This window comes from Pseudomonas helleri (assembly GCF_009600315.1).
Taxonomy (GTDB): Bacteria; Pseudomonadota; Gammaproteobacteria; order Pseudomonadales; family Pseudomonadaceae; genus Aquipseudomonas; species Aquipseudomonas helleri_A.
On record NZ_WIWC01000117.1, the window covers coordinates 1 to 425 of the forward strand.

Here is a 425-nt window from a genome sequence, read left to right on the forward strand (position 1 = left end):
TGTATGGACCGGGGACATCGCGAACAGAATGTTCGGAGACATAGCGAACACTTTTTAATACGACACATTGAGCCCTTGGGAGGTGTGATGTGTCTTGGAAAGAGGTGTCCGTCGTGGATCTTCGAATCAAATTCGTCGCCTTGGCTTTAGCCGAGGGTGCCAACATCACAGCTTTGTGCGAGGACTTTAATGTTGGTCGCACAACTGCCTACAAGTGGCTAAAGCGCTATAAAAGTGAGGGTGGCGACGGGATGAATAATCAATCTCGCCGCCCCCATACCTCGCCAAATCGAACCGCCCTCGAACTTGAGGGCCAGATACTTGCGCTTAACATCGAGCACACCGGCTGGGGGGCGCGCAAGATCAAGGGATGCCTTGAACGGCGCGGCAGCGCCATGCCGGCAGCCAGTACGGTTCATGCCATT

General features: G+C 54.4%; 1 protein-coding gene. It reads left to right on the forward strand.

The features are described from left to right. Window positions 1-113: 113 nt before the first annotated feature. Window positions 114-425: helix-turn-helix domain-containing protein (locus GHN86_RS23095; protein ID WP_323370016.1), on the forward strand; the 312-nt coding region annotated here is incomplete at its 3' end.